This window comes from Pectinatus sottacetonis (genome assembly GCF_015732155.1).
In the GTDB taxonomy this organism is placed as follows: Bacteria; Bacillota; Negativicutes; order Selenomonadales; family Selenomonadaceae; genus Pectinatus; species Pectinatus sottacetonis.
Window position 1 is genome coordinate 2,329,877 of sequence record NZ_WIQK01000001.1, and the last position, 23,432, is coordinate 2,353,308.

General features: G+C 34.8%; 21 protein-coding genes and 4 tRNA genes. 19 read left to right on the forward strand and 6 right to left on the reverse strand.

What is annotated here, in order from left to right; translation table 11 throughout:
• Positions 1 to 251 precede the first annotated feature (251 nt).
• Complete coding sequence (gene secG / locus I6760_RS10915) at positions 252 to 464, reverse strand: preprotein translocase subunit SecG (protein ID WP_196594865.1); 213 nt, start codon at positions 462 to 464, stop codon at positions 252 to 254.
• A gap of 221 nt (positions 465 to 685) precedes the next feature.
• On the opposite strand from secG, the gene I6760_RS10920 reads away from it, so the two are divergent.
• From I6760_RS10920 to I6760_RS10945, 6 genes are all read left to right on the forward strand, one after another.
• Positions 686 to 1,924 carry a DUF445 domain-containing protein gene (locus I6760_RS10920; protein WP_196594453.1) on the forward strand — a complete coding sequence of 413 codons (1,239 nt, stop codon included), beginning with the start codon at positions 686 to 688 and terminating at the stop codon, positions 1,922 to 1,924.
• On the forward strand, positions 1,924 to 3,189 hold the full coding sequence (locus I6760_RS10925; RefSeq protein WP_196594454.1) for a DUF445 domain-containing protein: 1,266 nt from the start codon (positions 1,924 to 1,926) through the stop codon (positions 3,187 to 3,189). The genes I6760_RS10920 and I6760_RS10925 overlap by 1 nt, the downstream gene beginning before the upstream one ends.
• Before the next feature lie 95 nt (positions 3,190 to 3,284).
• Positions 3,285 to 4,484 (forward strand): saccharopine dehydrogenase family protein, encoded by a 1,200-nt coding sequence (locus I6760_RS10930; protein ID WP_196594455.1) that lies wholly within the window; start codon positions 3,285 to 3,287, stop codon positions 4,482 to 4,484.
• A gap of 140 nt (positions 4,485 to 4,624) precedes the next feature.
• Positions 4,625 to 5,764 carry a carboxynorspermidine decarboxylase gene (nspC, locus tag I6760_RS10935; RefSeq protein ID WP_330997967.1) on the forward strand — a complete coding sequence of 380 codons (1,140 nt, stop codon included), beginning with the start codon at positions 4,625 to 4,627 and terminating at the stop codon, positions 5,762 to 5,764.
• Entirely contained in the window at positions 5,736 to 6,536 is an 801-nt protein-coding gene (locus I6760_RS10940; protein WP_196594456.1) for a hypothetical protein, read from the forward strand. The genes nspC and I6760_RS10940 overlap by 29 nt, the downstream gene beginning before the upstream one ends.
• A gap of 1 nt (position 6,537) precedes the next feature.
• Entirely contained in the window at positions 6,538 to 6,846 is a 309-nt protein-coding gene (locus I6760_RS10945) for a hypothetical protein (RefSeq protein WP_196594457.1), read from the forward strand.
• 14 nt (positions 6,847 to 6,860) lie between these two features.
• Here the strand turns inward: I6760_RS10945 and I6760_RS10950 are convergent, their stop codons facing one another.
• The gene (locus I6760_RS10950; RefSeq protein ID WP_196594458.1) at positions 6,861 to 7,007 is read right to left on the reverse strand and encodes a hypothetical protein; all 147 of its coding nucleotides are present in this window, start codon (positions 7,005 to 7,007) and stop codon (positions 6,861 to 6,863) included.
• 191 nt (positions 7,008 to 7,198) lie between these two features.
• On the opposite strand from I6760_RS10950, the gene lexA reads away from it, so the two are divergent.
• The 4 genes from lexA to I6760_RS10970 all read left to right on the forward strand — a co-directional run bounded on the left by lexA (position 7,199) and on the right by I6760_RS10970 (position 10,293).
• Entirely contained in the window at positions 7,199 to 7,813 is a 615-nt protein-coding gene (lexA, locus tag I6760_RS10955; protein ID WP_196594459.1) for a transcriptional repressor LexA, read from the forward strand.
• Between the two features lie 18 nt (positions 7,814 to 7,831).
• Complete coding sequence (locus tag I6760_RS10960; RefSeq protein ID WP_196594460.1) at positions 7,832 to 8,176, forward strand: hypothetical protein; 345 nt, start codon at positions 7,832 to 7,834, stop codon at positions 8,174 to 8,176.
• Positions 8,177 to 8,465: 289 nt separating this feature from the next.
• Positions 8,466 to 9,680 (forward strand): zinc ribbon domain-containing protein, encoded by a 1,215-nt coding sequence (locus tag I6760_RS10965; RefSeq protein WP_196594461.1) that lies wholly within the window; start codon positions 8,466 to 8,468, stop codon positions 9,678 to 9,680.
• 10 nt (positions 9,681 to 9,690) lie between these two features.
• A complete protein-coding gene (locus tag I6760_RS10970) occupies positions 9,691 to 10,293 on the forward strand; it encodes a TetR/AcrR family transcriptional regulator (RefSeq protein WP_196594462.1) in 603 nt (200 codons plus the stop codon).
• A gap of 59 nt (positions 10,294 to 10,352) precedes the next feature.
• Here the strand turns inward: I6760_RS10970 and I6760_RS10975 are convergent, their stop codons facing one another.
• Genes I6760_RS10975 through I6760_RS10985 form a run of 3 tightly spaced genes read right to left on the reverse strand, consistent with a single transcriptional unit; the run spans position 10,353 to position 13,978 of the window.
• On the reverse strand, positions 10,353 to 12,257 hold the full coding sequence (locus I6760_RS10975; RefSeq protein ID WP_196594463.1) for a PTS fructose transporter subunit IIABC: 1,905 nt from the start codon (positions 12,255 to 12,257) through the stop codon (positions 10,353 to 10,355).
• Between the two features lie 12 nt (positions 12,258 to 12,269).
• Positions 12,270 to 13,181: a 1-phosphofructokinase gene (gene pfkB / locus I6760_RS10980; RefSeq protein ID WP_196594464.1), complete on the reverse strand. Its 912-nt coding sequence runs from the start codon at positions 13,179 to 13,181 to the stop codon at positions 12,270 to 12,272.
• A 56-nt stretch (positions 13,182 to 13,237) separates the two neighbouring features.
• Positions 13,238 to 13,978: a DeoR/GlpR family DNA-binding transcription regulator gene (locus I6760_RS10985; RefSeq protein WP_196594465.1), complete on the reverse strand. Its 741-nt coding sequence runs from the start codon at positions 13,976 to 13,978 to the stop codon at positions 13,238 to 13,240.
• Positions 13,979 to 14,360: 382 nt separating this feature from the next.
• Between I6760_RS10985 and I6760_RS10990 the strand changes: the two genes are divergently transcribed.
• The 4 genes from I6760_RS10990 (at position 14,361) to I6760_RS11005 (ending at position 18,923) form a co-directional block, all read left to right on the forward strand.
• Entirely contained in the window at positions 14,361 to 14,600 is a 240-nt protein-coding gene (locus I6760_RS10990) for a hypothetical protein (protein ID WP_196594466.1), read from the forward strand.
• A 305-nt stretch (positions 14,601 to 14,905) separates the two neighbouring features.
• Positions 14,906 to 15,679: an HD domain-containing protein gene (locus I6760_RS10995; protein ID WP_330997968.1), complete on the forward strand. Its 774-nt coding sequence runs from the start codon at positions 14,906 to 14,908 to the stop codon at positions 15,677 to 15,679.
• A gap of 108 nt (positions 15,680 to 15,787) precedes the next feature.
• Entirely contained in the window at positions 15,788 to 17,464 is a 1,677-nt protein-coding gene (locus I6760_RS11000; RefSeq protein ID WP_196594467.1) for a glutamine--tRNA ligase/YqeY domain fusion protein, read from the forward strand.
• A gap of 166 nt (positions 17,465 to 17,630) precedes the next feature.
• On the forward strand, positions 17,631 to 18,923 hold the full coding sequence (locus I6760_RS11005; RefSeq protein WP_196594468.1) for an ArsB/NhaD family transporter: 1,293 nt from the start codon (positions 17,631 to 17,633) through the stop codon (positions 18,921 to 18,923).
• A gap of 53 nt (positions 18,924 to 18,976) precedes the next feature.
• On the opposite strand, the gene putP is transcribed toward I6760_RS11005, so the two are convergent.
• Positions 18,977 to 20,455: a sodium/proline symporter PutP gene (gene putP, locus I6760_RS11010; protein ID WP_196594469.1), complete on the reverse strand. Its 1,479-nt coding sequence runs from the start codon at positions 20,453 to 20,455 to the stop codon at positions 18,977 to 18,979.
• A 379-nt stretch (positions 20,456 to 20,834) separates the two neighbouring features.
• Here putP and I6760_RS11015 point away from each other — a divergent pair, with 379 nt between their 5' ends.
• From I6760_RS11015 to I6760_RS11035, 5 genes are all read left to right on the forward strand, one after another.
• On the forward strand, positions 20,835 to 22,643 hold the full coding sequence (locus tag I6760_RS11015; protein WP_231036249.1) for an ammonium transporter: 1,809 nt from the start codon (positions 20,835 to 20,837) through the stop codon (positions 22,641 to 22,643).
• A 417-nt stretch (positions 22,644 to 23,060) separates the two neighbouring features.
• Positions 23,061 to 23,136, forward strand: a tRNA-Asn gene (locus tag I6760_RS11020).
• 7 nt (positions 23,137 to 23,143) lie between these two features.
• Positions 23,144 to 23,219, forward strand: a tRNA-Asn gene (locus I6760_RS11025).
• A gap of 7 nt (positions 23,220 to 23,226) precedes the next feature.
• Positions 23,227 to 23,302: transfer RNA gene (locus I6760_RS11030), tRNA-Asn, on the forward strand.
• 9 nt (positions 23,303 to 23,311) lie between these two features.
• Positions 23,312 to 23,388: transfer RNA gene (locus tag I6760_RS11035), tRNA-Ile, on the forward strand.
• The last annotated feature ends 44 nt before the right edge of the window (positions 23,389 to 23,432 follow it).

The window sequence follows — 23,432 nt, forward strand, 5'->3', positions numbered from 1 at the left end:
TTCCCCCTTTGTGATAAAAAGAAAATATTTACTGTATTATATTATAAGCTGCATAATTGAATGCATAAACTGACATGTTTTCGCAGGACCTGAAAATCCTGCTATAATAAAACCCTACCTGTAGTAAAAGCAGTTTCAATTGCTGCAAAAGAAATAGGCAGAGCCGTAATAATATTGCTGTATGGACAAAAAAACGTTTTTAAAAAATAAATTAAAAAAATGTCCTCTACCGTAATGATAGAGAACGTTTTTTATGCGGTCATTTTTGCTATTATTATGGTTATAATACCAAATAAAATTGCGAAAAGTACAGTTACCTTAGCCATAAAAGCATCAAGTCCTCTGGCTTTGGAACTGAATACTGTATCGGTTTCACCGGAAAGACCCCCCATACCGGCATTTTTCCCCTCCTGCATGAGAACTGAAGCAATCAGGGCAATTGCGATAATGGCATCTAGTATCATTAAAATAGTTAATTTCAAATAATAACCCTCCTAATGAACAAAATTTTACATCTATCATATAATTACTTTATATTCTATCATGTCACAGTATATTTGTCTATAAGAGGAAAATGAGAGAACATTTACTATATGTAAAATATTATTATATTTTGCATATGGGGAAATATTGTTATAAGATTATAGTATTATTTATATATTTGTGAAAAGTATGAGGGTTTATTATGAGCAGAAAATTACAAGCCACAATAGTATTAATATTTATGACGGCAGGGATGATATTGACAATAAATGAGGAAGGATTTATCCTAAATCTTATTCATAATGGTTTTTTAGCCGCCATGATCGGAGGATTGGCCGACTGGTTTGCAGTTACGGCAATTTTTAGAAAGCCATTGGGAATATCATGGCGTACGGCTGTTATACCTAAAAATCGTGAGCGCATAATGGATGAAATAATACATTTTGTGGGTGAGGATTTGCTAAATACAGATAATATAATGAAGGATATAGAAAAATATGATTTAGCTAAAATGTTTTTAGATTACATGGACAAGAACGCTGGCAAATTAAAATTAAAGGAAACAGTACATCCTTTGATCATTAAAATAATACAGGAGATAAATATCGACAAAATAGCTACTCCTATAGCAAAGGTTATAGAGCAGGATAAACACGATGCTGTATATAAAGAAATTGCTATAAAATTATTATATAAAATTATCAATGGACCACAGTTTGACCTGATTATAGAATTATATAATGTTTTTCTGCAGAAAATACTGGCAGATAAAAAAATTGAATTAATAATACAAGCGGTGCTTCATGATGTGAGAGAAGAATATAAGGAAGGATCAACATTCAGGGAAATGGCAATAAGTATGTTTGACCTGAACGATGAAAAGCTGGCAAAAAGTGTTAAGGAAAAGCTTTTGCTAAATGGAGAACAATTAAAGAACAGTAGCAATAAGCAGCGGATAAATTTGGAAAACTGGTGCAGATTATTTGTTGTAAATAATTTAGAACACAGCGATAAATACGACAGTATAATTAATGATATAGGTTATAAGCTGATAAAAACAGTGAATATCAGGCAAAAAATAGAAACTAATATAGATAAGTATAAGAGTACTGAGAATGTTTTAAAAATATTTATTGATATAAGTGATCTCGTCATAGACAGGCAGATAAACTGTCTGGCAGAAGATAAGGGTAGGCAAAAAAGACTTGACTGCTGGCTGAAAGAGAAATTGAATGTTATTGTGAAAAATAATATGCCGGTTTTATTGGAAATAGTGAAAGATAAATTAAATAGTTATTCTACGGAAAGTTTTGTAAAATTAGTCGAAGAACATGTTGATGAAGATTTGCAGATGATACGTATTAATGGTTCTTTGGTCGGTGGAATTGCAGGAATGGTATTGTACACTATATCATATATAGTAGAAAGGATTTGCAGTTGATGGAAAAACTTAATCGTGCTGATAAAACCTTGATTATTGCCGCATGCCTGTTTGTCATGGCTTTGGCTTTAAAAGTAAAATATGCTGATAATATTTTTTGCCAGGGTTTTTTGTTTTGTATCGAAGCGGCATTGGTTGGCGGAATTGCTGACTGGTTTGCAGTTACGGCACTTTTTAAGAAACCATTGGGGATCCCCTGGCATACAGCTATACTGCCTCGACGAAAAGAAGCCTTTGCAGAAGCTACTGTAAGACTAGTGCAGAGGCAATTCTTTTCAAGGAAAAATATTTTCCTGCGATTAAAATCATTTAATATAATCGATAAAATTATTACTTGTCTGGATAATGATAAACTCAAGAAAACTATGGCTGGACAACTTATAAAAATATTACAAAAAAGATTGTATGAACTTGATTTGACAGGTCTTTCGGAGCAATATGCATCAATATGGGAAAAAAATGCTGGCACTGAAGTTAGTGCTGTCCTGCGGAAAAGTTTAACTGATTGTTTGAGAAATGAAGAATATCAACAAAGATTTCTGGGGAAAATAATGCAGGCTGCCCGTGATAAATTAAAGGATAAGGATACGGTAAAATATATAAAAAATATATTGCAACAGCTACAACAGGAAAAAATGAGTTCAGGCATGTCATCATTTTTACTATCGCTGGGAAACATGTTTGATGTTATAAATAATGAGGAATGTGCGCAGCTTATTCAGCAAAAGATATTAAGTTTAATTGAACAGATTAGTGATAGTACAAGTGATATTAATAAAGATATCCGGCATATTATAAATAATACGGTGGGAAATTTGCTGCAACAGGATATCTGGGAAAAAAATGTAACCCAGTTGGAAAAAGAAATTCTGTCTCGGGAGATTTTAACGAAACTTATATTTGATTGGGGTACAGAGTTAAAACAAGAATGTTTGGCAGGAAAAGATAATCAATTAAAAGACAGTATAGAGAATTTTATAGTAGAACAATTTGATCGTTGTCTGTATATTATGCGTAATAACAGCACTATAAAAAACATAGTAAATAAATTCATTAGTGATATTGCAGGCCGTTCAGCTTTACAGGCTCAAAGCATGGTTGGTGATATCATCCGTAGTACCTTGAAGGGTATGAATGATACTCAGCTGAACAATATGGTTTATACAAAAATAGAAACGGATTTAGTATGGATAAGAATGAATGGATCAATTGTAGGCAGCAGCATCGGTTTAGTGATTTTTCTTTTCATGCAGATAATAAAATAAACAAAATATTATTTATACGTGTAATTACATACAAATAATATTTTTTTTGCTATACTGTATTATATTATTGATATTATACATGAGGAGGCTCTTTTATGGGAAAAGCAATGATCATTGGCTGTGGTGGTGTAGCTGGAGTAGCTATACATAAATGTTGTCAGAACAGCACAGTTTTTAGTGATATCATGATTGCCAGCCGGACAAAAAGCAAATGTGATGCATTGAAGCAAAAGTTAGCTGGTGGAAAAACTAAAATAAGTACAGCACAGGTAGATGCTGACTCAACTGAACAGTTGGTAAATTTAATAAAAGAATACAAACCTGAAGTGGTATTGAATCTGGCTCTTCCCTATCAGGATTTATCTATAATGGATGCGTGTCTTGCAACTAAGACACACTATGTTGATACAGCAAATTATGAACCACCAGAAACGGCTAAATTTGAGTATAAATGGCAATGGGCTTATCGTGATAAGTTTAACAATGCTGGCATAACAGCATTGTTGGGAAGCGGCTTTGATCCTGGAGTGACAGGGGTATTCAGTGCATATGCATTAAAACATCAGTTCGATGAAATTAATTATATTGATATTCTTGATTGTAATGGCGGCGATCATGGGTATCCTTTTGCTACGAATTTCAATCCAGAAATAAATATTCGTGAAGTAACTGCTGAGGGAAGTTACTGGCAGGACGGTAGATGGATAATAACTAAACCCATGGAAATAAAAAGAGAATATGATTTTGAAGCGGTGGGGAAAAAAGATATGTATTTGCTCCATCACGAAGAACTTGAATCATTAGGTCTTAATATAAAAGGGATCAAACGTATTCGCTTTTTCATGACATTTGGAGAAAGTTATCTCACACATTTAAAATGTCTGCAGAATGTGGGGATGACTTCTATTGAACCTATTGATTTTGCAGGGAAAAAAATAATACCGCTGCAGTTTTTGAAGGCCGTATTGCCTGATCCGGCAAGTTTGGGACCACGCACTAAAGGGAAGACCAATATTGGCTGCATATTTACTGGGAAAAAAGACGGCAGAGAAAAACATTATTATTTATATAATATCTGTGATCATCAGGAATGTTATAAAGAAGTTGGTTCACAGGCTGTTTCTTATACTACCGGGGTACCGGCTATGATAGGAACTATGTTGGTCATGGATGGAAGATGGCAAAAACCGGGGGTTTATAACGTGGAAGAATTTGATCCCGATCCGTTTATGGAAGCACTTAATAAATGGGGGTTGCCATGGAAGGAAAAATTTGATCCTGTACTGGTTGATTAGAAAACTTGTGGCAGGCAAGAAAATAATGGAGCGCCGATTATAGTATCAGCAATGAGTTTGGAGCTTATCTACTATCAGATAAGTGATGTATGACAGACACCCCATTTTTACTAAACATGTATTGGGAAGGAGAGATATTAGTGCATAAAGTATTAGATGTAATAGACAAGCTGCCTTCACCATGTTATATAATATATGAGGAATTGTTGGAAAAGAATTTAAAAATATTAGCAGATATTCAAAAAAAAACTGGCTGTAAGATATTATTGGCCCAAAAAGCTTTTTCCATGTTTTATTTTTATCCACTTATCGATAAATATTTATCTGGAGCAACGGCAAGTGGCCTATATGAAGCAAAACTGGCAAATGAATATTTAACAGGAGAAAACCATATATTCTCGCCTGCTTTTTCCGATAGAAGTTTCAATGAAATTACATCTATATGCAAGCATATTGTATTTAATTCCTTTGGACAGTGGAAAAAGTTTAAAGATGTAGCTTTGGCAAATAATTGTGAGTGTGGATTACGTATTAATCCTGAATTTTCTACGCAAGATCATTCGATATATGATCCTTGTGCCGAAGACTCAAGATTGGGAATTACGCTGGAACATTTTGCTGGTGAGGATTTATCTGGTATAACAGGTATCCATTTTCACACTCTTTGTGAACAAGGTGCCGAAGATTTGGCAAAAACGCTAAAGGTAGTTGAAGATAAATTTGGCAGATATTTATATAATATGAAATGGATTAATTTGGGCGGTGGACATTTAATTACTAAGCAAGGCTATGATATATCTCTGCTCATAAAGCTGATAAAACATTTACAGCAGGAATATAACATGGAAGTTTATTTGGAACCGGGAGAAGCAGTGGCACTGAATACGGGGTTTTTAAGTGCGTCTGTTTTAGCAATGGTCAATAACAAAAAAAAGATTGCTATTTTAGATGCTTCGGCAGCATGTCATATGCCCGATGTAATAGAAATGCCATATAGACCGGATGTTATAAATGGATATGAGCCTAAGGTGAAACCATATGATTATCTATTGGGAGGGGCAACCTGTCTTGCCGGTGATGTCATAGGAGAATATTCCTTTACCAGACAATTAGCAGTAGGTGATAAAATAGTTTTTTGTGATATGGCGATTTATTCAATGGTAAAAAATAACACCTTTAATGGAATGCCACTTCCTGCAATAGCTGCTGTGCATAAAGATGGGACGATAAAAATAGTGAAGAGTTTTAACTATGATGATTTTAAAATGCGGCTTTCATAAAAATACAAAGAATTATCATTACTTTATTATAATGATAATTCTTTGTATAGTTGTTTTATATAAAAATAATAGTGTGTCTGCTGAAGTAAAATTGCCGAAGATTGAGCTGCCAAATATAGAGGTACCGGCTGTTCCTCAGGTACCCCAGCCTAAAATGCCTGAAATAAAGGGAATTGATACTGAAAAAATTGATCGGGAAATACAGGGTCATGCTGTTCAGCAGGAAAAAAATACTCATGGAAATGATAAAGCAGCAGCTGATAAGCAAAAGTCCGGTTATGATAAAATACGGGATAATAAATATATTAAGCATGATTCCCCAACACAAAAAAACGTAGCTAATAACAAAAAACAGGCTGAACCAGTAATGGCGAGCAATGAGAATAATAATGCGGCAGAAAAAAAGAAAGTAAAAATAGCGGCTAGTGAATTGTTAAAGACGTCTTTTGTTCCGGTCATGGCTTATATATTTAGTAAAACAGTTTTTGTTTCTATAGTAATATGGATGCTGATTTTACTTAAATGGAGAAAACTGTCTATAGCAATAGAAGCATTTACCTTTTTTTTATTAAATATCATAGTGGGATGTATTTATTTTCGGTTTTCTGCAGGGGCGGAAAAGGGAACATGGCAGTTCGCTGGGAAAATTTTGGCAGGTCGTGATATCTGGCTTGTGATGGGAACTTTCTCACTTTGTTTATTACTGATGGCAGCAGTAATAAGTTTTATTGTTGCCTTATGGCAACAAAATAGAACTGAAAGGAAGTTTTAATATGAACAAGATCCCCAAAAATTTATCAGATAAAGATATGTTTAAAGAATATAAGGAAGAAAAGAAAAACAGATCGTTATTTGACATAGCTAATGAATTCGATAAGCATATGAGTCGTGAAAATAAAAACAATGTTCAACAAGATCAAGGTTATATAAACAAAGAACTTGCTGACAGGCTGGAAAAAGAATTATTGAAATTAAAACTTGACTTATATAAAGAAGATATCGTTGACTATAAAATAAAAGTTCACAGAGAGGGTAAAAATATAATTCTAACTCCTGTGGTGAAATCAAAATATAAGTCATAAAAATAACATTAGTATCAGGCAGATTTTATCTTATGCCAGGGACGGACTATATACTTGTTTTTCTTTAAACACGGTTTAATACAGGCTTCAATAGCAGTGTAACGTGCTAAGACTCTGAGATCCTTTGCTTTTATGATACAACTGTAGCCTAAATGTTTCATTTTATTTACCTCCAGAAAAATAAATTTAGCTTTCTTAAAAAATAAATTCGGTTTTCTTTATAAAGATAATAATACAATACCATATAAAATTTTGCAAGTCGTTTTTCAACTTTATGAATTTTTACATGGGGATTTTAGTTGATTTTTCCGAACGAATTAAGTATACTAAATAAAAACTGGAGGTTTAAGTTATGACTGATTTTGCTAAAAAGTTACGAGAATATATGACAGAATCTGGAATGAATCAAACTAAACTGGCCAGATTGACAGGTATAAATAAATCTTCGATATGCGAATATTTATCTGGAAATTATGAGCCAAAACAAAAAAATGTCTTAAAAATAGCTGCTGTGTTAAATATTCCGCCAGATTATTTTTGGGGGATGAGTATTCCAGAAAAAAAAGGGAAAAAAAATGAGAATGAAATAAAGAAAGTTCCTCTAATTGGTAATATTGCTGCTGGGAAACCTATTCTTGCAGTGCAGGATTTTGAGGAATATATTCCCTGTGAGAAATCTATAAGAGCTGATTTTTGTCTACGTGTTTCTGGTGATAGTATGATAAATGCCAGAATATATGATGGCGATATCGTATTTATTCATGAACAGGCAGATGTAAATGACGGAGAAATTGCTGCGGTATTAGTTGATGATAGTGCCACGTTAAAACGTGTTTATAAGTATGGAAATATGGTGCAGCTGCGCGCAGAAAATCCTAAATATAAACCTATGGAGTTTAATAGAAATAACTGTAATGACATTCGTATCTTAGGTAAAGCTGTTGCTTTATTGGGAAATGTTTTTTAGGGAAAAGAGGAAAATAGTTTGTCTGAAAATAAGGTTAAAACAGGGAACAAAATGTTTAAGCAGGCTGTAAATGCCTGTATTTGTAATGCAAAGGCAGCATTAAATGCCAGCAGGAATAATGATAATAAGAGTAATTCTGCGGCATTGGCATATTTGTGTCAGGCCCATAGCTGTGTAAAGCAAATTCAATTATTTTCAGTTATTGAAGGAACCGTCAAATATGATAAGTTTTATGATGCCTTTATAGATTTTAATAATGTTTTTATTAGGATGGCAGCAAATAAAATAACATCGGATATTCTGGAAAAATATAATGTGTTGCTTCAAGAATATGATAAATTGACTTTTGTGGAAAATGTATAATGTTGTTGTTATTTAGTCAGCAAACTCGTGTAACTATAAATATTTTTTATGAATATAAAGACTGCTGTATGTAATATTTTCATTCATAATATACTGTATCCCGTCTATATTACCTGTGTATTATTTTGTAGTTGGTGGCACGGATGTGTTTTATGAGGTTAATGTTTCATGCGGTGGTCTCTTTTTTATTACAGTATGGAAGTTGACTATTGGTAAATATATTATTTGAGAAATATAAAATTTTTGAGTATAATATTATATAAAGCTATTTTAGAAATGGGGGTATTCTATGCATAGATGCCCATATTGTGGAAAATTAATTGAAGAAGATGACGAATACTGTCGATTTTGTGGACAGCCATTGGTTCTCCAAAAATTTATCTGCCCTATTTGTGGTGAATTATTGTATACATCCATGCAGACTTGTCCGGGATGTGGGCATAAATTAAAAGAATTAATGCTTATAGACAGGATGTACGAAAAAAATAGTATATTTTCTTTTATAAAAAAAAGAAGAAATATTTTACTTATTTTTTTCTTTTTGCTGACATGTGCTATAGGTTTATATATATATTCCAGTTATAAAAATACATATATTTATACAGCTAATGCGGCTAAGTGCATTAAGGAATTGAATTATCAGAATGAATCATTGGCTAATGCATTTTCTACGAAAAATCTTACTAAAAATGATAAACAGGTATTATATAAAAAAATTGTTTCTACTAGAAAAAAAATTATGGACATAAATGAAGAATTTTCTAAATTACATACACCAAAACAATATAGTGCGGCTACTGATAAAATGAAAAAAATATTAACTGATGAGATTAGTTTACTGGATCATATGGAAGAAGTTATAAAGGAGCCGCTTCGGCAAAGGGGAATACAGGATCTTGCTGAAATAAGGGAAAATACTGCTGACATAAAAAAAACAGCTTCGCAGCTGAGTTTTACTGGCAAGAAAGTAATTTTAGGGACTGATTTTACGGCTATTCCAGATAACTTGGCAGTATGGATAAATAACTTGGTATATGAATATGAAGAAAAAACCAAGAACTTAAGTGACAGGACAAGATTTTTTCAGAAAATGGATAAATATATACGACAATATGAAATAACAAAGGACAGTCTGCCTGATATATTGAATAATCTGCGTAAAGGCGGGTATACTTGGTCAGAGTATTTTAGCGAACTTGATAATGCAGCCCTGGAAAGAAAAAATATATATGACAGCGTGGCTGGTATAAATGCTGTTGTAAGTGATGATAAGGCATTGCTCCAAAGCTTTGTTGCGGTATTAAATGATTCACGCAGGTATGTGGAGTTGGTTAGGATGGCAGCATTAATGGAATTTGAGAGTAACAGCTATCAACAGGCTGAAACATACTATGGTAAGGCAGAAGCTATGCATCAAAGGGAAATAAGTTCTTATAAATATTTTTTAAAAAAATATAATACGGCTAAGAATAAATTAAGTAAATTAAGGATGACATTAGAATAGGGGCAGAAAAGTGCAGGAAAAGTTAACAAAGAGAGAAACTAAGAAAATTCAATCAAAGCAGGCTATTGTTACGTCAGCGACAAAGCTGTTTGCAGAAAAGGGTGTGGCGGAAACATCTATTGCTGACATAATGAAAGAATCTAAATTGGGATTGGGGACTTTTTATAATTATTTTGAGTCCAAAGAGGCACTGCTGAAAGAATTATTAAATCAACTGGCAGAAGATATACGAGCATCGTTTTCTTTTATTTCTCAAACGAGAACAACATATAAAGAAATATTACAGGAAATAGTATTGGAAACGGCTAAGTTGCTTGATAAAAATAGATTTGTGCTGCCGCTGTTTATAAAAGCTGCTGATAAGAGTGCAATGCCGGCAGGTAGTGAGCATGGCAACAATGCAGCGCCATTATTTAAATACATTTTTGATGGAATAATAAGAAATGGACAAAAGAATGGGGAATTTCGTGATGATATACCTGCTGGAGTTATTACGGAGATGTTTCATTCTATTTTTCAGGCAGCAGCTTTTAGCAGCTTGGAAATATCATTTTGTGATAATATTCATTATAAGATAATATTGATAATAGATGGATTAGAAAAGAAAAATTAAATAATATTATAAAATAAACAAACGGCAAGTATTACTTGCCGTTTGTTTATTTTATAATATTATTTATCTGTATTTAGAGGTTTTTTTAAGAAAGCTAAAATTATCATGGCAGCTACGGAACCGATAAATATAGAAAGTAAGTACATTATTGGATTTCCGATCGTTGGCACTACAAAGATACCACCATGCGGGGCGCGCAGTGTGCAATTGAAAGCCATTGATAAAGCTCCGGCAATGGCAGAGCCTACAATACATGAAGGAATTACACGCAATGGATCACTGGCAGCAAAAGGAATGGCTCCTTCTGTTATAAAGGACAGCCCCATGACATAGTTACTAATACCCGATTTACGTTCACTGGCGGTGAAACGGTTTTTAAAGAAAGTAGTGCATAAAGCTATAGCAAGTGGCGGTACCATGCCACCGGCCATTACAGAAGCCATTACACCATATTCACCATCGGCAAGCATTCCTGTTCCTATTACATAAGCGGCTTTGTTTACAGGACCGCCCATGTCAACTGACATCATTCCGCCAAGAATAGCACCAATTAATATACGGCTGCCTGTATCCATGTGCTTCAGTGTTGTAATAAGCCAGGAATTAATTCCACTTACAGGTGGATTTATAACAAAATGTATGATAATGCCCATTATTAATACACCGAACAAGGGATAAATAAGAATAGTTTTTATTCCTTCTAATGATTGTGGTAATACGGTACATATTTTTTTTAAGCCAATGATTATATATCCGGCAGCAAAACCAGCAATAAGCGCTCCAAGAAATCCTGAACCACCTGTATTGGCCATTGCTCCACCGACAAAACCGGCTACAAGACCTGGGCGGTCAGCAATACTCATGGCAATAAATCCTGATAAAACTGGCAGCATAAAACCAAATGAAACACCGCCCACCTGTTTAAAGAAAGCAGCTAATGGTGTATTAGAACCAAAATTAGCCGGATGTGCGGGATCAAAAGGATCTACCAAAAAAGCTAAGGCAATTAGAATACCACCGCCAACAACAAAGGGAAGCATATGGGAAACGCCATTCATAAGATGCTTATATATCTGACGGCCGACTGATTCATTTTCTGTTGCGGTATTCTCTCCATCTGAACTATTATCATGTTCATATACAGGGACACTGCTTTTTAAAGCTGTATCTAAAAGTTCATCAGCTTTATTAATTCCATCAGCAACTTTGGTTATTAGTACTGGGTGTCCATTAAAACGTGCCATAGGTACATTTTTATCAGCCGCAACAATAATGCATTTGGCAGCGGCAATTTCTTTATCAGTGAGCTGGTTTTTAGTTCCGCCAGAACCATTTGTTTCCACTTTTATAGAAATGTTTCTTTTTTTAGCGTGTTGTTCTAGACTTTCTGCGGCCATATAGGTGTGGGCAATACCTGTGGGGCATGCTGTTACAGCTAAAATTTCATAGTTTTTTTCCGATGTACTATCAGTTGCAGAAGAGGTCGTTTGAGAATTCTTTTTGAATTTGTCATTTTCTTTTTCATCAATAAGTTTCATAAAGTCATCGATTGTTGCGGCATTTATTAAAGCTTCTTTGAAATCGCTGTCCATAAGCATTGTAGCTAAGGCACTAAGCATTTTTATATGTTCGTCATTGGCTGAATCAGGAGCTGCAATCAAGAAAAACAGGCGAGCAGGTTTATTGTCCATTGAAGCAAAATCTATACCATCTTTTACGACCATGGCAGCAAGACCAGCTTGTTTTACACCTGAACTTTTAGCGTGTGGTGTTGCTATTCCGTCACCTAGACCGGTTGTGCCGGAAGCTTCCCGTTTCAAAACGGCTTGTTTATATATTTCTTTGTCAGATAAGTTGCCAGTAGTATCCATTAGATCTATCAACATATTGATAGCGTCTTTTTTGTCAGCAGGGTGTGCATTTAGCATAATGCTGCTTTTTTTTAATAAATCGGTAATATGCATAAAAATATCTCCTTAAAGTTTTATTTGTTTCATTAAATTAGTTACTTCTTCTTTTGTAGCAAGGTTTTCCGAAAAAGCAGAAGCAGAACCTGAGGCTATTCCAGTACAAAAAGCTGTTTCATAGTTTTTTGTAGTTATATAGCCGGCTGTAAAACCAGCTACCATGGAATCTCCGGCACCTACTGAGTTTATAAGTTTTCCTTTAGGGGCAGAACATTTAATGCATTGACCGTGTTCTGTTAATAGGATAGCACCATCACCTCCACGGGAAATCAAAATGTTGCGGGCCCCTTTTTCCTGAAGTATTCTGGCATGTTTAATAAGCTCGGCGGGAGTTGTCAGGTCTTTTTTAAATATACCGCTTAATTCGTGATTATTCGGTTTTATTAAAAATGGTTTATATTTTAGAACATTTACTAGAAGATTTCCCTCAGCATCCACGATAAAATTAATACCTTTTTTGTAAAGCTGGCCCAATATTTTTTCATATATATCATTGGGAAGAGAGTTTGGTATACTGCCAGCAAGAATTAGAAAATCATTTTTTTGCAGTTTGCTGAGTTTATCAAAAAGTAGTGTAATGGCTACTGGTGTAATATTAGGCCCCTGCCCATTGATTTCTGTTTCCAGGTCAGCTTTTATTTTCATATTGATACGTGTATTGCCTTCTGATAGATAAATAAAATCGCTGGAACAATGGAAAATGTCATTCATCTGCCGTTCTATTTCTTTTCCGGTAAAACCGGCCAGAAAACCTAAAGCGGTATTTTCAATACCTAGATTTTTTAAGACGATTGATACATTTATTCCTTTACCACCGCAGAGAAATTTTTCGTACTTCAGACGATTTATTGTGCCGGGTTTAAATAAATCCAGTCGACCAATATAATCTAGCGATGGATTAAATGTTACTGTATATATCATTTGAGTTAAACTCCCTTAATAAATTTAGTAAGTAAAAACAGCATAATGGTGTGAAATTATGTTGCAAGGATAATTTTATATTTCAAATAGGACTGCTCAGGGCATTTGTTGGTAATGATTGTAGCACCATCAAGAGAGGAAAAGGTAATGGGCGTAATTTTGCCAAATTTAGAATTATCTGCTAAAACATATGTTTCTCGCGCATGATTAATTACGGTTTCTTTTATAAAAGCTTCCTCTGTTGTAGGGGTGGTAAAACCAGCTTTTAGACTGATGCCATTGGTACCTAAAAAGGCTGTGGTAAAATTAAACCTTTTGATATTATCTATTGCCATTGAACCAACAGCAGCATAGGTCACAGGTTTCATTGTTCCACCTATGATAATAGAGTTGAATCCCCGGCTAATCAATTGTGCAGCGTGGGAAACATCATTTGTTATATAAACCGCATTTTTTTCATGAATGTTCTTTACTAGGAAATCTGTTGTTGTGCCTGCGTCAATATAGACAACATCATTAGGCTTTATAAAATTTACGGCAAATTTAGCGATTGATTGCTTTTGTGCTATATTGATTGCTTGCCTCGATTTAACATTGTCCTCTGTTGTTAAATAATTCTCACATGCCATGGCACCACCATATGTTTTTATCAGTAGGCCCTTTTTGTCAAGAATTGTTATATCACGGCGGATGGTTGCTTCAGATACAGCTAAATAGTTTACTAATTCACTAACACTTAACGAATGATTTTTCTTTAATATTTGAATAATTTTATTGTGTCGCTGTGCCGCTAACATTATTTTACCCTCTTTTTAATTAAATTATATTATCAAAGTAAATCAAAGTCAATCAAAATAAATCAAAATAAAGAAATGATGTATAATTATGTAAATATAATGAAATAATTATATTTACATCTGTACAATAGTAAATATATGTTATATAATATAAGAGATGATTTAATAGCTTTTATCGTACTGTGGCGAGAATTGTTCTACTCCTAAAATGGTAGGCTGATCGCTGCTGATAAAACATAAAACCCTGAGACACACGGGGTTAGCTTGTTTATACTTATAACAATAGTTGTATTAAACAAGAAACTCCCACCTTCTAAGTGTTAGCGTAGTGGGAGTATGTCGGAGCCTTTTATACCTGCTAAACATTAAATGAGGTGATTTGATGGCTATTAGGCGAGTTGTGGTAGACCGAAGAGATAGTGTGATTTATCGAAATGTGTTAAAAAGAGGAGGGTTTATTTCGGCAAGTTACTTATCAATTAATGGTTTTGATGCTATGCGGCTAAAAAAATTAGCTTTGCAGGGAAGAGTTGACGCCATCCGATGTGCTATTGGAAAATCAGTTCGATGGTATTATGAGGAAAGTCAGGCTGAATTGGCTCATTTAAAGGGTGAAGTATAAAAAACAAGGTGCTATTTTGCAGGTCGGAGTTATATGCCGGCCTTTTTTATTTTACCATTTATATATAGATATGCTATAATATGCATATGTTATCGATGTGCATTTTATGAAAATAAGGATAATAATATTATAGGGTATAATGTTATTATTTTAGCAGCAGATAGTTTAGTTTTAGTAAAATGCTGTTTATCAATAGCTAATCTATTTAATTTTATTAGTAAGAACAGCTGAGTATTGCAGAGAAGAAAAAATTATGTTTTTAGATAGACAGTAGTATTATAATTTAATAATTTGTGGTGTTGCAAGTGAAAGATAAAGTTAATTTTGGACAGTTTTGGGAAGATATGTTTCAATGGATGGAAAAGTATATGGAGTCATTTTACAGTGATGACTCTGATGTTCAAAAAGGTATAGTAATAAAACAAAGGCATACAAGAAAAGTTGTAAATTTATGTCATTCTCTGGCAACACATTTAGGGCTTTCTACTCATGATGATTTTTTGGCGAGGCTTATCGGTCTTTTCCATGATGTGGGGAGATTTTCACAGTTTAGCATTTATAAAACATTTAATGATGCTAAGTCAGAAAATCATGCATTGATGGGATTGAAAGTTTTGGCTGATGAATCTTTGCTTGTTTCTTTGCCATTGAAAGATCAGGAAAATATTGAGTTTGCTATCAAAAATCATAATGCCAGAGAAATAGAATTTGTCAAAGATCCAAGGAAGATGATGTTTGCAAAGCTTATTCGTGATGCTGATAAACTGGATATTTTTCGTGTACTCAGACCATATTTAACTAGAAATGACAAGGAGCCATGCAGTGCTAACTTTATAGCACAATTCAAAAATGGCGGACAGTGTGATTATAGTATGATACGTACACAGAATGACAGAAAATTGGTTAGACTGTTGTGGATATATGACATAAATTATTCATGGACATTGAAAAAAGTCATGGATAAAGGCTATGTTGAAGAAGTAATAGATAGTTTACCACAGACACCAGATATGAAAGAAGGTTTTGCTGTTTTAGATAAATATATAAAGGAAAAATTACAGCAGAAAGATTCAGCTTAGTTATGCCTGCTATGTCCAGTGTAAAAGGCAAGGGGCATTAGATGGAGCTGTATACTGCATTTTGCTGGACTGCTTTAAATATAAATAAATTTTAATGAGGGATATTTAATGCCAGAAAACGTAAATTTTTTATCTAATTTTATTCATAATGCTATTGATGAGGATCTTAAGAACGGAAAATATGCTGAAGGTATACATACTCGTTTTCCTCCTGAACCTAATGGATATTTACATATTGGACATGCAAAATCAATTTGTATAAATTTTGGTACGGCACAGAAATATAACGGCTTATGTAATTTGCGGTTTGATGATACAAATCCTACAAAAGAAGATGTTGAATATGTTGATTCAATTAAGGAAGATGTAAAATGGCTTGGTTTTACATGGGATGATCGTATGTTTTATGCTTCAGATTACTTTGACAAATTGTATAATTTTGCAGTAGAGTTGATAAAAAGAGGTCGGGCCTATGTCTGTGATCTCACAGCTGAACAGATAAAGGAATATAGAGGAACATTGACACAGGCAGGCAAGAAAAGTCCTTATAGAGACAGAACTGTAGATGAGAATATTGCATTGTTCAGCCGGATGAAGGCAGGAGAATTTGCTGATGGCGAAAAAGTTTTGCGCGCTAAAATAGATATGGCTTCACCTAATATAACAATGCGTGATCCGATAATTTATCGTATATCACATACCCAGCATCATCGTACTGGTAATAAATGGTGTATTTATCCTATGTATGATTTTGCCCATCCTTTGTCGGATGCTATAGAACATGTTACACATTCGATATGTACATTGGAATTTGAAGAACATCGGCCGTTGTATAATTGGCTGCTGGAAAGTCTGGGATTCGATGAAAGAACACGGCCCCGGCAGATAGAATTTGCTCGGCTTAATTTGACTAATACGGTCATGAGTAAACGAAAATTAAGACAATTGGTGGAGGGCGGTTACGTGTCTGGATGGGATGATCCACGTATGCCGACAATATCAGGATTTAGAAGAAGGGGATATACAGCAGAAGCTATTCGTGATTTTTGCGAACAAATTGGAGTTGCAAAGAGTAATAGCTTAGTGGACGTTGCTATGCTGGAACACTGTGTGCGTGAAGATTTGAATAAGAAAACTGACAGAATAATGGCTGTATTACAGCCAATTAAGGTAGTTATTACAAATTATCCTGCAGATAAGTGTGAATATCTGTCAGCTGAAAATCGACCTCAGGGTGGCGGAACAAGATATGTGCCTTTTACCAGGGAAATATATATTGAAAAACAGGATTTTATGGAAGAAGCACCGAGAAAATTTTTCCGTCTAAAACCAGGCGGAGAAGTTCGTCTTAAATATGCTTATATAATAAAATGTACGGATGTTATAAAGGATAGTTCGGGTAATATAACAGAAATTCATTGTACTTATGATCCTGACTCCAAGCGGGGTGGATTAACTGCCGGCAGGAAAGTAAAGGGAACCCTGCACTGGATATCTGTATCCGAATGTCTAAATGCTGAAGTAAGATTATATGATTATTTGTTGAAAAATGAAACGGATGCTGCACCAGTTGATTTTATTGCAGCATTAAATCCTGAATCATTAATAGTGTTGCATGGCTGTAAAATAGAGCCATCAGTAGCATGGGCTGGCGCCGGGACAAAATATCAATTTTTACGGCAGGGTTATTTTTGTGTGGACAAGGATTCAAGCAAAGATCATTTGATTTTTAATCGAATTGTCGGTCTGCGCGATAGCTGGGCGAAAACTTCTAGGAAAAAATAAGGTATGGGTAATCTGTTGTTATAAAAGATAGATTACCCATTAACACTTATATAACGATTATTTTATATAGGCTTTAAACAAATTAAAAAAATTTAATGGTGTAGAGATATCAATATATTCTGATAAATATATTAATAGGCATTTTTATATGGGGAAGGTGTAGAACATGTTAGGAACCAAAGCAGTACTGGCAATAATAATTTTTATCTGTACTTATGCACTTATTATTACGGAAAAGGTACAGCGTACGATAATTGCCCTATTTGGTGCTATGCTTATGATAGTGCTGGGAATATTGACGCAGGAACAGGCAATTACACATATTGATTTTAATACGATCGGATTGCTGACAGGCATGATGATAATAGTGAATATAACAGCAGAAACAGGTCTTTTTAATTATCTTGCCATATGGGCAGCAAAAAAAGTAAAAGCTGACCCGATAAGGCTGTTGGTAGTTTTATCAGCACTTACTGCAATTTGTTCGGCTTTTTTAGACAATGTGACAACAGTATTATTAACAGTTCCTGTAACTTTTAGTATTACAGCACAGTTAAAATTGCCGGTATATCCATATCTGGTAGCACAAATATTAGCGGCAAATATTGGCGGGACAGCTACTCTTATAGGTGATCCGCCAAATATTATGATTGGCAGTGCTGTAAAACATCTTGACTTTATGTCATTTTTAACTAATCTGGCACCAATATGCCTGCTTATATTTGCGGTGACAATAGCAATATTGATATTGGTCTATCGTAAACAATTCCATACTTGTGCTGAGCTTAAGAAACAGGTAATGAATTTAGATGAACATACTCAGCTACGTCGGCCTGTGCTTATGAAAAAATGCTTGTTTGTATTGTTTGTTACCGTAGTCGGTTTTATGTTTCATTCCAAATTGGGACTTGAATCAGCCACTATTGCGATGAGTGGGGCATGCTTGTTAATGCTTATAAGTATGCACGCCAGAGAAAAAATTATAGCAAAAGTTTTAAGTCGTTTAGAATGGCTGGCAATTTTCTTTTTTGCTGGATTGTTCATGCTCGTAGGCGGATTAGTAGAAACGGGTGTAATTAAAATGCTGGCTGAAAAAGTTATGAGCTTTACGCAGGGAGATTTGAAAATGACGTCAATGCTTATAATCTGGATCAGTTCATTGGCATCATCGTTTGTTGATAATATACCATTTGTTGCTACTATGATACCATTGATAAAGGATATGGGCAGCATGGGAATGACAAATTTAGATCCTTTGTGGTGGTCATTGTCCTTGGGGGCTTGTCTTGGCGGCAATGGGACAATAGTTGGGGCAAGTGCTAATGTTGTAGTTATAGGAATGGCATCACAACATGGCCGGCCCATTAAATTTTTGGAATTTATGAAATTAGCTTTTCCGCTGATGATTTTATCCATAATTATGAGTAGTATATATATATATATTCGTTATTTACTTTAAGTTGTTTTACATATAAAAAAGCTGTGGACCATAATAATTGTCCACAGCTTTTTTTAAATATTGCTCTGTTTGACTGAATCAAAGATATCTGTGATTTCCTTTGATGGAGTTTTATCGAAGATACTTATAAGGTAAATAGCTATTAAGGAAAATATAAAACCGGGAATTATTTCATATAACCCCCAAAAAGCAAAATGTTTCCAAATAATAACAGTTACACCACCAGTGATGATGCCTGCTATTATGCCGCGGCTTGTAGCTCGGCGCCAAAATAAAGAGGCTAAAAGAGCTGGTCCAAAACAAGCACCAAAACCGGCCCAGGCATAAGAGACCATATCTAGTATAAGATTGTTGGGATTTATGCCCATTAGTACAGCAAGAACAGCAATTATTATTACGGATAAACGGCCAACCCATAATAGTTCTTTTTGGTTATCGGAACTATGTATGACAGTTTGGTAAAAATCCTGTGAAAAAGCTGATGCAGCTACTAGGAGCTGTGCTGAAGCTGTACTCATGATGGCTGCTAGGACAGCAGACAAAATGAGTCCGGCAATAAATGGAGGAAAAAGGCTGTGAGTTAATACAAGAAATACTGTTTCAGTATTGCTTTTTGTTAAGGTCGTGGTCAGAAATACTTTGCCGACCATACCCACTAAAACTGAGGCACTAAGGGATATAATGACCCATGTCATAGCTATTTTGGAAGCTCTTGTTAGTTCGGAAGAAAATTTTATAGCCATGAAACGAACGAGAATATGGGGCTGACCAAAATAACCCAGCCCCCATCCCAGTAAGGATATTATTTCGATAAAATTCATTTGGGTGTGATCTGGTTTATAAAAAGGATTGAATACATTTGGATCTATGATATGCATGGCAGTAAAACTTGTAGAAAAACCGCCTAATACTATTATTGCTGAGATAGGAACGATGATAATAGCAATAAACATCATAACACCTTGTATAAAATCGGTCCAGCATACTGCTAGAAAGCCGCCGGCAAAGGTATAAAATACGATTACAAAAGCACCTAAGAATAAAGCATAATGATAAGGAATGCCAAATACGGTATTAAATAATTTACCACCGGCAACAAAACCTGATGAGGTGTAAATTATAAAAAATATCAGAATGAAAATTGCGGAGATTATTCTTAAAATATTATTTTGGCTGTGAAAACGGTTTTGAAAAAAATCCGGCAGGGTGAGAGAATTATTTGCAAGCTCGGTATATTTCCTCAGTCGTTTGGCTACAAAACGCCAGTTGGCCCATGTCCCCAGGGCGAGGCCTAAGGCAATCCATGCGGCATTCAAACCAGCTATATAGGCAAATCCAGGTAATCCCATTAGCATCCATCCGCTCATATCAGAAGCTTCGGCACTCATAGAAGTAACCCATGGGCCTAGTTTTCTTCCTCCTAAAATGTAATCAGACATATTATGGGTACGCCGGTAGTAATACATTCCGATAAACATCATTAATAAAAGATAACAGGCAAAAGCTAAAACAATAGCAATATTATTATACAAACAATCAACTCCTAAGTTGTAATGTTAGATAATACTATAGGTGATTTTATAATATTATCTGGTAGTTATTATAATGTAATAATTATATTATTTTTTTGCTGGTTAATGCAAGAAAAAAATAACAGCATATATTTTGCTCATATATGTTGTTTTATCAATAAGAATGTTTTGCTATATAAACTTAGAAATATAAACTTTTTAATAAAAATATTGACAAAAATAAAAAAACGTATTATTATATACTACATTAATATAGTTACGGCAAAGAAGCCTTGTTAAAGTGTTTACTTTAACAAGGCTTTTCTTTTTCCGTTTTATATTGATATAGCTGCATTAATAAGCGAAAAGCAGTTAAATTGTATCAGAAAGGATGATTTTGATGAAGAAGATGAGTTTGACATTTGCGATGACCCTATGCAGCCTGATTGTATCAGTGCCGGTCGCTTTTGCAGCATCCCAGGGGCCGGCTAAATATGTTTCGGCAGATACTACATGGACACTTATAGGAGCCTTCTTAGTATTTGTTATGCAGCCAGGTTTTGCAATGGTAGAAACGGGTCTGACAAGAGCTAAAAATGCTGCAAATATCGTAATGAAAAATTTCATGGATTTCAGTATTGGCAGTGTTGTGTTTTGGTTTATTGGTTTTGGTCTGATGTTTGGACATGATATATCTGGATTTATAGGGGCACCTGATTTTTTTGTACGCAATTATCAAGTTAGTTCTGGTGCAGGTTATCCACCATTTACTTATTTAATTTTTCAAACAGTTTTTTGTGCGACGGCAGCTACAATAGTTTCGGGTGCTATGGCTGAACGCACAAAATTTGCAGCTTACTGTGTTTATAGTCTTGTTATTAGTGCTTTTGTTTATCCTATATCAGGTCATTGGGCTTGGGGTGGTGGCTGGCTGACTACTTTGGCTGTACCATACCATGATTTTGCTGGTTCTTCTGTTGTGCATATGGTTGGCGGGATTGCTGCATTAATAGGAGCATGGATGTTAGGTCCACGTATTGGAAAATATAATTCTGACGGGACACCCAATGCTATATTAGGGCACAGCATGCCATTGGCAGCACTAGGAGTTTTCATTTTATGGTTTGGCTGGTTTGGCTTTAATGGAGGCTCGACGGTTAGTGCTACGGGTGATGCAACTCTGCTTTCTATCAGCAATATTTATGTAACTACAAATCTTGCGGCTGCTGTTTCATCATGTACTGTCATGATTCTTACATGGATACGCTATGGCAAACCAGATGTATCTATGACGCTCAATGGCGGGTTGGCCGGATTGGTCGGAATTACAGCTGGGTGTGATGCTGTTAATCCATTTGGTGCTTTTGCAATAGGCCTTATTTGTGGAATTGTTGTTGTGTTTTCGGTAGAATTTTTTGATAAGGTAGCCAAAATCGATGATCCAGTCGGAGCTATTTCTGTACATGGTGTATGTGGTGCATTAGGAACAATTCTTACAGGACTGTTTGCTGTGGACGGGGGTCTCTTTTATGGCGGTGGAGCAGGACTTTTAGTCACGCAGTTAATAGGTGTTGCAGCAATAGCAGTATATGTAGCTATTGTAATGTATGTGATTTTTAAAATTATTGATGCGGTAATTGGTCTTCGTGTAAGCAGGGAAGAAGAAATTGAAGGATTGGATATCCGTGAACATGGATTATCATCAGCTTATGCCAGCTTTGAACCAGTTCATATTTCTACTACTCTTTCTCCAGTTTTGGGTGTTTCTACTACAAATACGGCAATAAAATCAGCAGATACAGATGTTGAAGTAGAACACAGGCCTGCTGTGAAAACTTCAGATGGACATAAATTAACAAAAATTTCTATAGTTACATCAGAGGAACGGTTTGAAACATTAAAGGAAGCATTGGAACAGTTGGGTATTACAGGTATGACAGTCACAAAAGTTTTAGGCTTTGGTATACAGAAGGGACATAAAGAATTGTATCGTGGAGCAGCGATTAAATCCCAGCTGCTGCCTAAGATTAAAATTGATTTGATAGTTTCGGCTGTTCCTGTTGATACTATTGTAAAAACAGCGAAAGCAGTTCTTTACACAGGTAAATACGGGGATGGAAAAATATTTGTTTATGATGTAGAAAATGTTGTTAAGATACGTACTGGTGAAGAAGGGTTTTCTGCTTTGCAGGATAAACCTATGGAATAATAGAATAGTATAAAACATCTATTTGTATGCGCCTGGAAAAATATTGTTGTTTTTCCAGGCGCATTATTAGATTTGCCGGATCTTTATTTTTATGACAATAAATGAAATATTTATAAAACTAGGTTATCAATAAAATATTATTAATATATTATTGATACAGGAAAAATTTTGTTTTTAATTTAGTAATATGTAATGTAAATAATAAAAAATATTTGCATTATGTGGTTTTGTACGTTTCTTAGAAAAATAGACAAAAACTATAATTTTTATAAAATGAAAAATAACGAAATAGTTATTTTAATTTATATTAACTAACACAATGCAAAATTACTTTGTAAAAAATATATAAAAAACAGTTGACAGTGGATGAGTATTTGAGTATAATATTCTTCGTTGGCAACATTAAATACATAATATTCCTTGATAGCTCAGGTGGTAGAGCAATCGGCTGTTAACCGATCGGTCGTAGGTTCGAGTCCTACTCAAGGAGCCAATGATATTCCTTGATAGCTCAGTTGGTAGAGCAATCGGCTGTTAACCGATCGGTCGTAGGTTCGAGTCCTACTCAAGGAGCCAGTGATATTCCTCGATAGCTCAGTTGGTAGAGCAATCGGCTGTTAACCGATCGGTCGTAGGTTCGAGTCCTACTCGAGGAGCCATTTTATTTTGGGCCTCTAGCTCAGTTGGTTAGAGCCACCGGCTCATAACCGGTTGGTCGCAGGTTCGAGTCCTGCGGGGCCCACCAACCTAGTAATAAATGCAAAGCGCGTGCTTTGCATTTTTTTGTTG

What these genes read in the sequence shown, in the direction of transcription:
- I6760_RS11005 (WP_196594468.1), top strand. Translation starts at nt 17,631, where the DNA reads ATGTTAGGAACCAAAGCAGTACTGGCAATAATAATTTTTATCTGTACT.
- secG (WP_196594865.1), bottom strand. Translation starts at nt 464, where the DNA reads ATGATACTAGATGCCATTATCGCAATTGCCCTGATTGCTTCAGTTCTC.
- I6760_RS10945 (WP_196594457.1), top strand. Translation starts at nt 6,538, where the DNA reads ATGAACAAGATCCCCAAAAATTTATCAGATAAAGATATGTTTAAAGAA.
- I6760_RS10985 (WP_196594465.1), bottom strand. Translation starts at nt 13,978, where the DNA reads ATGTTAGCGGCACAGCGACACAATAAAATTATTCAAATATTAAAGAAA.
- I6760_RS10940 (WP_196594456.1), top strand. Translation starts at nt 5,736, where the DNA reads ATGATGATTTTAAAATGCGGCTTTCATAAAAATACAAAGAATTATCAT.
- I6760_RS10965 (WP_196594461.1), top strand. Translation starts at nt 8,466, where the DNA reads ATGCATAGATGCCCATATTGTGGAAAATTAATTGAAGAAGATGACGAA.
- I6760_RS10990 (WP_196594466.1), top strand. Translation starts at nt 14,361, where the DNA reads ATGGCTATTAGGCGAGTTGTGGTAGACCGAAGAGATAGTGTGATTTAT.
- I6760_RS11015 (WP_231036249.1), top strand. Translation starts at nt 20,835, where the DNA reads ATGAAGAAGATGAGTTTGACATTTGCGATGACCCTATGCAGCCTGATT.
- I6760_RS11000 (WP_196594467.1), top strand. Translation starts at nt 15,788, where the DNA reads ATGCCAGAAAACGTAAATTTTTTATCTAATTTTATTCATAATGCTATT.
- I6760_RS10975 (WP_196594463.1), bottom strand. Translation starts at nt 12,257, where the DNA reads ATGCATATTACCGATTTATTAAAAAAAAGCAGCATTATGCTAAATGCA.
- I6760_RS10950 (WP_196594458.1), bottom strand. Translation starts at nt 7,007, where the DNA reads ATGAAACATTTAGGCTACAGTTGTATCATAAAAGCAAAGGATCTCAGA.
- pfkB (WP_196594464.1), bottom strand. Translation starts at nt 13,181, where the DNA reads ATGATATATACAGTAACATTTAATCCATCGCTAGATTATATTGGTCGA.
- lexA (WP_196594459.1), top strand. Translation starts at nt 7,199, where the DNA reads ATGACTGATTTTGCTAAAAAGTTACGAGAATATATGACAGAATCTGGA.
- I6760_RS10920 (WP_196594453.1), top strand. Translation starts at nt 686, where the DNA reads ATGAGCAGAAAATTACAAGCCACAATAGTATTAATATTTATGACGGCA.
- I6760_RS10930 (WP_196594455.1), top strand. Translation starts at nt 3,285, where the DNA reads ATGGGAAAAGCAATGATCATTGGCTGTGGTGGTGTAGCTGGAGTAGCT.
- I6760_RS10925 (WP_196594454.1), top strand. Translation starts at nt 1,924, where the DNA reads ATGGAAAAACTTAATCGTGCTGATAAAACCTTGATTATTGCCGCATGC.